Source organism: Achromobacter sp. RT286_PF (assembly GCF_059760425.1).
Map to the genome: position 1 here is coordinate 75,016 of NZ_JCBAMR010000003.1, position 11,233 is coordinate 86,248.

Annotated in this window: 9 protein-coding genes; 5 read left to right on the plus strand and 4 right to left on the minus strand. The window is 65.1% G+C overall.

Features of this window, described 5'->3' with window-relative positions:
• From AC6LJY_RS03930 to AC6LJY_RS03940, 3 genes are read left to right on the plus strand one after another with little or no spacing between them, the layout of a single operon-like run.
• Positions 1–2,628: a DUF2169 family type VI secretion system accessory protein gene (locus AC6LJY_RS03930; protein WP_498135357.1), complete on the plus strand. Its 2,628-nt coding sequence runs from the start codon at positions 1–3 to the stop codon at positions 2,626–2,628.
• Positions 2,625–3,683, plus strand: a complete 1,059-nt coding sequence (locus AC6LJY_RS03935; RefSeq protein ID WP_104142465.1) for a pentapeptide repeat-containing protein — start codon at positions 2,625–2,627, stop codon at positions 3,681–3,683. Before AC6LJY_RS03930 ends, AC6LJY_RS03935 begins: the two co-directional genes overlap by 4 nt.
• 25 nt (positions 3,684–3,708) lie before the next feature.
• Positions 3,709–4,092, plus strand: coding sequence for a DUF4150 domain-containing protein (locus AC6LJY_RS03940; protein WP_046807439.1), 384 nt, complete (start codon positions 3,709–3,711; stop codon positions 4,090–4,092).
• 15 nt (positions 4,093–4,107) lie between these two features.
• Here AC6LJY_RS03940 and ccsB read toward each other — a convergent pair whose 3' ends face one another.
• The 3 genes from ccsB to AC6LJY_RS03955 form a co-directional block, all read right to left on the minus strand.
• Positions 4,108–5,475 carry a c-type cytochrome biogenesis protein CcsB gene (gene ccsB / locus AC6LJY_RS03945; protein WP_082134661.1) on the minus strand — a complete coding sequence of 456 codons (1,368 nt, stop codon included), beginning with the start codon at positions 5,473–5,475 and terminating at the stop codon, positions 4,108–4,110.
• 8 nt (positions 5,476–5,483) lie between these two features.
• Positions 5,484–7,562 (minus strand): cytochrome c biogenesis protein ResB, encoded by a 2,079-nt coding sequence (locus AC6LJY_RS03950; protein ID WP_046807441.1) that lies wholly within the window; start codon positions 7,560–7,562, stop codon positions 5,484–5,486.
• Between the two features lie 119 nt (positions 7,563–7,681).
• The gene (locus AC6LJY_RS03955) at positions 7,682–8,383 is read right to left on the minus strand and encodes a c-type cytochrome (RefSeq protein WP_104142798.1); all 702 of its coding nucleotides are present in this window, start codon (positions 8,381–8,383) and stop codon (positions 7,682–7,684) included.
• 221 nt (positions 8,384–8,604) lie between these two features.
• On the opposite strand from AC6LJY_RS03955, the gene yihA reads away from it, so the two are divergent.
• Together yihA and hemB are read left to right on the plus strand one after the other, a co-directional pair.
• On the plus strand, positions 8,605–9,228 hold the full coding sequence (gene yihA, locus AC6LJY_RS03960; protein WP_006216506.1) for a ribosome biogenesis GTP-binding protein YihA/YsxC: 624 nt from the start codon (positions 8,605–8,607) through the stop codon (positions 9,226–9,228).
• Entirely contained in the window at positions 9,225–10,241 is a 1,017-nt protein-coding gene (hemB, locus tag AC6LJY_RS03965) for a porphobilinogen synthase (protein ID WP_332609422.1), read from the plus strand. Before yihA ends, hemB begins: the two co-directional genes overlap by 4 nt.
• Here hemB and AC6LJY_RS03970 read toward each other — a convergent pair.
• Entirely contained in the window at positions 10,238–11,113 is an 876-nt protein-coding gene (locus AC6LJY_RS03970; RefSeq protein WP_104142797.1) for a DMT family transporter, read from the minus strand. The genes hemB and AC6LJY_RS03970 overlap by 4 nt on opposite strands.
• Positions 11,114–11,233: the final 120 nt, after the last annotated feature.

The following is an 11,233-nucleotide window of genomic DNA, read 5'->3' on the forward strand; positions in this document are numbered from 1 at the left end:
ATGAAGACCATCAAGCCTTTCCGCCTGGGCGTCCTGACGCGGCCCTACCGATGGCAGCGCCGCGATCTGTTGGGCGTGTCGGTCTTCGCCCTGGTCGACATCGCGCAGTCCCCCACGTTGTTGACCGACCAGGACCTTTGGAAGCTTGCCGCCGAAGAAGGCATCGGCGCGCTGGACCTGGCCACGCCCAAGCAGTACCCGGAAGTGCTGGTTTCGGGCCATGCCTACCCCCATGATGCCAAGCAGCCCGGCGCGTGCGGCGTGCGCGTGCAGGTGGGCGCCATCGACAAGTCATTGCTGGTCTTTGGCGACCGCTACTGGATCGATGGCAAGGCGACCGCGCCGCAGCCGTTTGCGCGCATGCGCCTGGACTGGAGCCACGCCTATGGCGGCCCGGACGTCGCTGAAAACCCGCTGGGTATCGGCGCGCAGGACGAGGTCATCAATGGCGTGCGCACGCGTCGGCTGCCAAACATTGAACACCCCTTGCAGCGCATCAGCGCCCCCGGGCAACGCGTGGCGCCTGCGGGCTTTGGCGCACTGCCCGTGGAATGGCCGCAGCGCGCATCGCATATGGGCCGCGACTACGGACAGGAATGGCTGGAGCACGACTATCCCGGTTTCGCGCGCGACATGGACTGGCGCTTCTTCAACGCGGCGCCGCCCGACCAATGGGGGCCGGCCAACGCCGAGCTTGCCGGTGGCACGGACTATGCGCTGTGGAATCTGCATCCTGAACAAGCGGTGTTGCGCGGCCAACTGCCCCGCTGGCGCGCGCGCTGTTTTGTCAGCCGACAGGCGGATGGCAGCGCGCTTGAAGAGGTACCGCTGCGCCTGACCACGGCATGGTTTTTTCCCGATCACACGAAGATGGTGCTGATCTGGCACGGCGCGGTGCACGTGCGCGAGGATGACGCAGCCGATATCCGCCACATCATGCCTGCGCTGGAACACGCGGACCAGCCGCGCGAAGTCAGCCATTACCGGGACGTCGTGCGGCAACGCCTGAGCCCGGAGCTGGGCCCCGTCTATGCCCTGCTGGACGCGCAACTCGTGCCGGAAGAGCTTTGCGACGGCGGGTTGGAAGGGGACGCGCAAACCTTGGCCGTGCGTGCCACCAACAGGAACGTTCACGCCGGGCTGGCGCGCCGCCACGCGCGCGAACGCGAGTCGCTATTGGCGCAGGGCCTGGACCCCGATCTGTACATGGCGCCGTTGGACCCGCCGCCTACGCCGCCCAGGCTTGCCGATTTGCCACAAACGATATTGCGCATGCAGCAAGAGCTTGAAGAGGCCAAGCGCCTGTCCGGCGGGCCGGGCGCGCGCGCGCTGGCGGATCCCAACCTGCCGCAGATGGCCGAAGTGGCCGGCGTGGACATGGACGCGCTGCGCCGGCCGGGGCCGGACGGCACACTGCCGTCCGGCTTCGATCCCCGCAGGGTCAAACGACACATTGCCGAGTTCGATGCCAGCCCGCATGCGCAGGCCGGACGCGCATCGACGGATAGCCCGACGTCCCAGCCGCCACTGGCCGACACGCTGGGGCCGCAGGTGCATCAGGCGTATCAACAGTCGGCCCATCATTTTGCCCCGCCCCCGCCCATGCCCCCGTTGCGCGCGCAGCGCACGCGCCGCAAGCTGGACGCGCAGCTGAAAAACAACCGCGACTGTCGCGACATGAACCTGACCGGTGCGGATCTATCGGGCATGGACCTGTCGTGCGTCAATTTTCAGCGCGCGATTTTCGCCGGCGCAAAGCTCGCGGATACCCGGCTGGATGGCTGCGACCTGACCGACGCCGTGCTGACCGGCGCGGACTTGACCCGCGCAAGCCTGTCCGGCGCGAACCTGACGCGCGCCAACCTGGGCCGCACGCAATGTGTGAGGACAAACTTCGCGCAGGGCCAGTTCAAGGAATGCACGTGGGACCACGCGCAGTGCGAAGACTGCAATTTTGCCGACAGCGCATGGCAACTGGGGCGCTTGCACCAGGCGCGGTTGATACGTTGCGACTTCCGCCGCGCCAGCTTCAGCCAGTGGGCGGCGATGAGCGGCACATTCGAAGACTGCGACTTTCGCGACACGCGCTTCGAGCAGTGCGTGTTCATGCAAGGCGCGCTTGCCAATGCGGACTTTGCTGGCGCGACGTTGGTGCGGCTGAGCTTCATGGACGTGGCTTTCACAGGCCGCTTCAGCATGGAAAATGCCACGCTGGACGGCTGCGCCTTCGCCGGGCGCGTCGAGCTGGCGGGCGCCCGGCTGCGCGGCATGCAGTTCAAGCACGGCAGCGCGCGCGGCGCCACATTGACGGGCGCGGACTTGCGCGGCGCGACCCTGAACGCCTGTGACTTTTCCGAGTGCCAGTTGCAAGATGCCGACCTGAGCGGCCTGACCGCCCCCGACACGCACTTCGTGCGCGCGGATTTCACCGGCGCCTGCCTGCGTAATGCCAACCTGATCAACAGCTTGCTGGGCAAGGCCATCTTCTTGCGTGCCGACCTTACCGGTTCGAACTTCTTCCGCGCCGATGTCGCGCAAACGCAAATGGACGACAGCACCGGGCTGGACCATACCTACACGCAAGGCGCCAAGCGCTGGCCCGCCAGGCAGCCGGAGCAGCCCGCATGAACATCGACAAGCTGCTGGACAGCGTGCGCCATGGCGAGCCGATACAACACATCAGCCTGGCAGGCGCCGATCTGGCCGGGCTGGATCTGGCGGGTGCTTTTTTCGATCACGTTGATTTCACGGGTGCACGGATGGCCGGCTGCCAGTTGCAGGACAGCCAGTTCATCAGCTGCGCCATGGGCCACGTGGATGCCGTCGGCGCCAACCTGGACACTGCGCGGCTGCTACGCTGCCAGGCAAGGGAAGCAAGGTTCAGCGGCGGCCGCTTTCATGGCGCGAGCTTCACGGAATGCGACCTGACGGGCGCCCGGCTGGACCAGGCCGCCCTGTACGAATCGTCTTTCACCGCCACGTCGCTAGAGCTTGCATCGTTGCAGGCCGCTTGCGTGGAACGCTCGGTGTTCTCGCGCGGCACCTTCGCCAACGCCGATCTGACGCAAGCGCAGCTTGGCTACACCCTGTTCCATCAGCTGGACCTGCGCAGCGCCACGCTGACGGGCGCCAACGCCGCCAGCACGATGTTCACGGAATGCAATTTGACAGCGCAGCGCTTCGCCGGGCAGTCGTTTGCGTTGTGCCATTTCACGGATTGCCAGCTGGACGCCGCGGACTTTCGCCAATGCGATTTGCGTCAGTCGGGCTTCAAGGGATCATCGTTGCGGGGCGCGCGCTTTGCCGGCGCTTGCGCACCGCAGGCTCTGTTTCCCCAGGCGGATCTGACCGGGGCGGACCTGCAAGGCGGTCGCTTTGACGGCGCCATCTGGGCCGAGGCCACGCTGGACGGCGCGAACTTTCGCGGCGCGAGCCTTTGCCTATGCATTTTTCAGCGCGCGCGCTGCGCCGGTACGGACTTTCATGGCGCGCAACTGGCGGACGCGGATTTTTCGCTGGCGGACCTGGAGGGCGCTGATCTGCGCGACGCCACTTTCCTGCGCACGCGCATGCATCGCGCGCTGACCGGCGGCGTGCGCTGGTCGCAGCGCCACGGCATCATCGAAAACGACGCGCCCCTGCTTGAAGCCGAACTGTGGTCGGCAGCGCGCGCAAATCTTTGACCCCATCGCAACAGGAGTGCAAACCATGCAAGTGCTCTGCCAGTTACCCAGCGTCGGCTTGGGATTTCCCGACGTCTGCAAGACGCCCGTGCCGCCGGTGCCGCACATTGACGTGTCGACGTCGTCCATGGGGATTCCGGTGGTGTGGAACGTGTGGTTAAGCTGCATGCCCATGCACAACATGGTCACAACGATACCGGTGACGCTCGGCGACACCGCGGGCGTGGGCGGTGGCGTGATATCCCAGACGTTCATGGGGCAGGCGCGCTACATCACCGGGGCGTTCACCGTGCTGGTGCGCGCCGCGCCGCTGGTGCGCGTGACCAGCCTGACGTTGCAGAACACGATCAATACGCCGGGCTTCAAGGCGGCCACGCCGCAAAAATCGATGTTTGCGTTGGCGGCGTGACGCGCTTGGGGTGAATTACAGCTGGCCGTAGGAGTGCAGGCCGGACAGGAACATGTTCACGCCCAGGAAGGCAAAGCCGGTGATCAGCAGGCCCATCAGCGCCCAGTAGGCCGCCATGGTGCCGCGCAGACCCTTGATCAGGCGCATGTGCAGCCAGGCCGCGTAGTTCAGCCAGACGATCAGCGCCCAGGTTTCCTTGGGGTCCCACTGCCAGTAGGCGCCCCAGGCGTCCGCCGCCCACAGCGCGCCCAGGATCGTGGCCACCGTGAAGAAAGCGAAGCCGATGGCGATGGCGCGATACATGATGTCGTCCAGCACCTCCAGCGAGGGCAGCGCCGCGGCAATCCGGCGGCGGCCCAGCAGAATGGCGCCCACGATCACCGCGCCCACGCCGAAGTACAGCATCCACGTGGCCGACAAGCCGTCGGTACGGAACACCATCGGCTCGGCGCACAGCAACACACCCAGGATGAATAGCGGCGCCAGCTTGGCCCACGACGTGGTCTGGCCATGCTGCTTGATCAGATAGGCAAAGCCCACCATCGCGGCCAGCGAAAACGTGCCATAGCCGATGAAGTTGGCCGGCACATGCAGCTTCATCCACCAGCTTTTCAGCGCGGGCACCAGCGGTTGGATCTGGCCGGCATCGCGCGTGAAGGAATACCACAGCAAGAACACGACGGCCGAGGTCACCACCAGCAGTACAAAGCCGCCCAGGGCGCGCGTGGCGTACTTGCGTTCGTAATACAGGTAGAACAGCGCCGTGATCAGCGAGAACAGCACGAAGACTTCGTACAGGTTGCTGACGGGAATATGGCCCAGGTCAGGGCCCATCAGATGGCCTTCGCGCCAGCGCACCAGCAGGCCGGTGACACCGGCGAACACCGCGCCCCACGTCAGCGCCGTGCCCAGCCACGCGGCGGTCGGGCTGAATACGCCGATCCAGTAGCAGACCATGGCCAGCGCAAACAGCGCGCACATCCACAAGATGGCCGACTGGGAAGAAAACAGGTATTTCAGGAAGAACACCTGCTCGGCGCGGGCCAGGTCATTGCCGTACAGCATCAAGGCCAGCCCCGCCGCGATCGCACAGGCGACCATCAGGCGGCGCAGCGGACGCCACAGCCAGCCCATCCAGGCCAGCGCGGGCACGGTGCCACACAGGATGATCTTCTCGTAGTAGTCCATCGCGCTGCCGTGGCGGGTCAGCGCGAAGCCGGCGCCCACTGCCAACAGCAGGAAGAAAACAACGTCGGTCCAATCCGGCTTGCCGCGACGGGCGCGGTTATCGCCCGTTTCGGACAAGCTGTCTTGCCACAGCGTATCGGGCGACGCGTTCAACGTGTCCGGCGAGGAGGGGTGCGGGGTGGTCGTAGTCGACATAAATAACCTTAAGGCCTTTTCTGGCGCAGCAGCGCCTGCTTGAAGCGTTCAAACTCCTGATTGAAGTCGAGTGTACGCTTCTGGGACGTCATGGCCGCCAGGACGCTGCTGCCGCTGCCTTGCGGCTTGACCCAGATCCAGACGCGGCGGTCGCGGATGTAGAACATCGAAAACACGCCCAGGACCAGCAACAGGCTGCCCAGGTAGACCGTGTTCTTGCCCGGCGTGCGGCTGACCTGGAATACGCTGGCCTGCACGTGGTTGAAGTCCGCCAGCGACAGGAACACCGGCGCCGGATAGACCGTCAGGTCGGACAGCGCCGCCACGGCCAGGCGCGACCAGACGGCCGCGCGTTCGCCATCCGGGCCTTCCACGGCCACGGCCGGCAAGCCGGCGCGCTCGCGCTCGATGGCGCGCAATTCGTTCATGCTGGCCCCGATCAGCCGGATCACCACATCCGCGGCGCGTTCCAGGTCGGCAGCGGGCGTGTTGGCTTGCAGGAATGCGGCCACGGCTTGCAAGCCACCCGAGGCAAAGGTTTCCAGCGCGCGTTCGGCGGCAGTTTGCAAGGGTTGGCGGTCGGCGCCGGACGGACTGTTGCGCTCGGCGAAACGACGGGCGGCTTCCCGGCGCGCGGCCGGGTCGGCCAAGGTGGCGCGCAAGCGCATGAATTCACCGATGGAGCTGTCGTCGTCGGCCGGAATGCGCAGGTAACGGAAGGGCTCCGACGCATTGTTGCGTACCCCGGCCAGGAAGACGGTGGCGCCGTCCAATTCCATGGGCAGCATGTAGTTCTGGAACTCGTGCGCCTGGCCGGCATCGTCGATCAGCTTGTATTCGACGCTGGGGCCCACGTTGCGCAGGTTTTCGTTCTTCTTGCCCGCCGCGCTGCCGGACACCGAGGCCACGTGCTCGGCAAAGCTCTGGTTGGCGCCCTTGGGGTCACCGCGCGTCAGGTCCTCGACGTTGATCGGGCGCATGGCGGTGATTTCGACGCCCATGCTGCGCGGGCCACCCGACGTTTGTGCCGTCACTTCGCTGGTCTTGCCCACCGTGCCGTTCACCGAGAAGGTCGCGGCATTGGCGCCGACCAGCGGGTAGCCCTTCAAGACCACCGTGCTGCCGCCATCGTCAAAACTGGACTGGTACACGGTCATGCCCTTGAAGCGCAGCGGCTCGTTGACCTCGATGGTGGAATCGAAGGTCTTGCCCGTGTCCGGGTCGGTGACTTCAACTTCGCTGGCAAAGCGGCTGGGCATGCCGGTCGAGTAGTAATCGACCACGAATTTCTTCAGCTTCAGTGTGAAGGGCATCGGCTGCACCAAGGCGCCGTCGCCCACCATCACCACCGCCGTGCTGGCCTGCCCGCCTTCGGGCACCAGCACGCTGGCACGGAAACTGGGGTTGTTGACCGACAAACGGCCGCTTTCGGGCACTTCCGAAATCAGCATGTTGTCCACAATGGGCTGCTTGCCGCCGAACATGACCTGAAGCCGCACCGGCAATTCGCTATCGAGCAGCCCGCCGATGCAGATGATGACCATGGCCGCGTGCGCGAAGACGTAGCCCAGGCGGTTGGCGCTGCCCTTCTTGGCGGCCAGCAGCACGCCGTCGGCGTCCTGCCGCTGCCGCACGGCATAGCCCAGCCGCTCAAGCAGCGCTTTCAGGCCGGCCGATGTCTGTGCCACGTCGGTGGGTTCTTCGGTTTCCACACGATGCGGGAAGGCGCGCAGGCTGCTGGCGCGCACGTGCTCGCGGAAGGAGCGCGCGTCACGCAACATCTTGGGCGCGTTGCGGATCAGGCACACCGAGGTCGACACGACCAAAAAGCCCATGATCAGCAGAAACCACCAGCTGTTGTAGACGTGCCAGATGGAAAATTTGTCGAACACCTCGTACCAGAACGGCCCGAACTGGTCGATGTAGTTGCTGGACGAACGATTCTGCTGCAACACCGTGCCCACCAGGCTCGCCACGCAGATGAACATCAGCAGGCTGACGGCAAAACGCATCGAACCAAGCAGTTCGAAGAAGTCGCCGGGCAGGCTGCGCAAAGAGGGGCGGGTGTGGGTTCGTGTTGAATTCATGAAAAAAGGGGGGCCGCGCGATCGGCTACCCCCCTCATAGACAGCGCGCAACGGAATCAGGTTCCGTCACGCTCAGGTTGCATGAACGCGGACCAGCCGCGCGTGTTGCCGGCGTTGGCCTACCGCAAGCCCGCTGCGTAGTCGGACACGGCTTTGATATCGGCGTCCGACATGCGGTCTGCGATCGCGAACATGATTTCGTTCTTGCGGTCGCCGCTGCGGAACAGCTTGAGCTGCTCTTCGATGTACATGGGGAACTGCCCCGACAAGCGGGGGTACTGGCTGGGCATGCCCGCGCCGTTTGCAGAGTGGCACGCCGCGCAGGCCGGCACATTGCGCTCCGGCAAACCGCCGCGCCAGATCTTCTGGCCCAGGTCGACCAACTTTTCCTGGCCCGCCGTGGCGGGTTCTTTCAGGGGTTGTTGCGCCAGGTACAGCGCAATGTTCTGCATGTCGGCCGGCGTCAGGTTCTGCGCCATGGCCGTCATCGGGGTCGGATTGCCCCCCGCGCCATTGCGCACGGGCAGCTTGGCGCCCTGCTTGATCTGGAAGTCGGCCAGTTGCTTGGCCAGGTATTCGTGGGGTTGCGCGGCCAGGTTGGGGTTCACCGGGATGGTGCTATTGCCCGCCGCGCCATGACAGGACGCACAGGCAATGATGCCCCGCGAGGCGTCACCCTGGTCAAACAGCTGACCGCCTTTGGCGGCATCTGGCTTGGCCGGGCCCGCTGCGCCGTCGGCGGCGAAACTGGGTGTAGAGAAGGCGGAGGCGCCGAGCAACAGCCCGCTCGCAACCAACATCCGGGACAGCACACGCTTCATGAAGACCTCGACGATCACATCGATCAAGGCGCAAAAAGGCGCCCACGCCTACCCCGCACACCCTGGAAAACCGTATCGAACCTCTCTGCCCGTTCTGCCTGCCAAGTTGCCGCAGGCATCTAAACAGTAAGCAAAAAAGACGGCTCCGCGCACGGGGACCACTGTTGCAAACGCCGGATTATACAATAGGGCTCGAAACCAACCGTATCCAAAGCCCATCCGTGTCCCTCCTACATCGCGCCTCCTTCCTTACCTCCGCAGCTCGCCTCGACCAGTTGCCGGCCGCCGGCGCTCCCGAGGTCTGCTTTGTCGGCCGCTCCAACGCCGGCAAATCCACGGCCATCAACGTGCTGTGCAACCAGCGCCGTCTTGCGTTTTCCAGCAAGACGCCGGGCCGCACGCGCTTGATCAACATGTTCGGCTTGCCCGACCCGCTGGATCCGGAAGGCCACATCGGTTTTCTCGTTGACTTGCCCGGCTACGGCTATGCGTCCGTGGCACGCAACGAAAAAGAAAAATGGGCGGACATTCTTGGCGGCTACCTGCGCGACCGCGAGTCGCTTGCGGGCATCGTGCTGCTGATCGATATCCGCCGCGGCGTCACCGAGCTTGACCGCCGCCTGGCCAACTTCATCGCCCCCACCGGCCGCCCCGTGCTGGCGCTGCTGACCAAGGCCGACAAGCTGCCCTATGGCCAGCGCATGCGCACCGTGTTCTCGGTCCGCAAGGACCTGGCCGACATCGGCGCCCTGCACACCATCCCGTTTTCGGCGCCCGAGCGCATCGGGCTGGAAGAGGCGGGCGCCCACATTGAGAATTGGATTTCCCCCAAGGTCGAATCATGAACCCGCAGATCATCACCCCTGAATTTCCGGTTTCCCGCCCCCGCCGCCTGCGCCGCGACGACTTCACCCGCCGCCTGGTGCGCGAGAACGCGCTGACGGTCAATGACCTGATCTACCCGGTGTTCGTGGCGGACGGCACGGGCATCGAGCAAGCCGTGCCGTCCCTGCCCGGCGTGGTCCGCTATTCGCTGGATACGCTGCTGCCCGTGGCCGAGAAATGCGTCGAACTGGGCATCCCGGTGATGGCGCTGTTCCCGGTCATCGACCCGTCGCTGAAGACGCCTGACGGCATCGAAGCGACCAACCCGCGCGGTCTGATTCCGCGCGTGGTGGGCGAATTGAAAAAACGTTTCCCCGAGCTGGGCATCCTGTGTGATGTGGCGCTGGACCCGTACACCAGCCACGGCCAGGACGGCGTCATCGACGAGAACGGCTACGTCATCAACGAAATCACGGTCGAGATCCTGGTCAAGCAGGCGCTCACGCAGGCCGCCGCGGGCGTGGACATGGTGGCCCCCAGCGACATGATGGATGGGCGCATCGGCGCGGTCCGCAAGGCACTGGAAGCCAACGGCCACATCCACACGCAGATCATGGCCTATTCGGCCAAGTACGCCAGCGCGTTCTATGGCCCGTTCCGCGACGCCGTGGGCTCGGCCACCAACCTGGGCAAGTCCAACAAAATGGCTTACCAGATGGACCCGGGCAACCTGGACGAAGCATTGCGCGAAGTGGCCGCCGATCTGCAAGAAGGCGCGGACATGGTCATGGTCAAGCCGGGCATGCCGTACCTGGACGTGCTGCGCCGCGTGAAGGACACCTTCCGCGTGCCCACGTTCGCCTACCAGGTCAGCGGTGAATACGCGATGATCAAGGCCGCCGCCGCCAATGGCTGGCTGGACCACGACAAGGTCATGATGGAAGCGCTGCTGGCGTTCAAGCGCGCCGGCGCCGACGGCATCCTGACGTACTTCGCCATTGAAGCCGCCACGCTGCTCAAAGCGCAGCGCTAAGCACTTTTAGGGTCAGGCGCCGGCGTGGTCCGGCGCAGCCCCAGCCACGTTCCCCCGAGCACGCAGGCCAGCCCCAACACATGGGTCAAGGTGACGTGTTCATCCAGGAACAGCGAGGCGAACAACAGCCCGAATATCGGCAGCCAGTTCACGAACAAGGCGGCGCGGCTGATGCCCAGCCGCGCGATGCCGGCGTTCCAGATGATGTTGCTGACGCCCGAGGCAATCACCGCTGAAAACAGCAGCACCAGCCACGGCCACCAGGTCATCTGCCAGGTGTCGGTCTGGTACGACGACGGCGTCACCAACGCGTGCGCCACCAGCATCAGCCCGCCTGCCAGGTACATGTACCAAAGCATGCCCAGCGGGTCCATCGTGCGCGACATGCGCTGGATCACCAGGCCGCCGAACACGAACACCAGCACGGCCACGAATACCACCGCGTCGCCCCAGCCATTAAGCCCGAATTGGGCACCGCTGCCGGCCACCACCATGCCCACGCCCAGCAGCCCGAGCAGAGCGCCGCAGATGCGTACCAGGGTCAGTTTTTCGCGATAGAACAGCGCGGCCAGCAGTGCCGACAACAAGGGGCTGGTGGCCATGATCAGCGTGCCGTTGGCGGCGGAAGAAAAGCGCAGCCCGGAGACCAGCGCCACCTGGTGCGCGTAGACCACCAGAAAGCCCGCCAGCGCCACCCAGCCCAATTCCACGCGGCCCAGCTTGGGCACGCGGCCACGGCGGGCCTTGATGATGAGGGTGACGGTGATGAACGCAACCACGATCCGCACGGCGGCAAGCGCCTGGATATCCATGTGCTGCGTGAGGTACTTGATGGAGACGATGTTCAGGCCCCATGTGGCCATGACGAACATCAATTGAACATAGATCAGACCGTTGCGGTCCTGGCTTGCATCAACTGTCGGGGACGTCACGGGCGCCGGCCTGGAGGGAGTGGGATGCGCCGCCCACGCAGCGCAGCCGCCATGGTATAT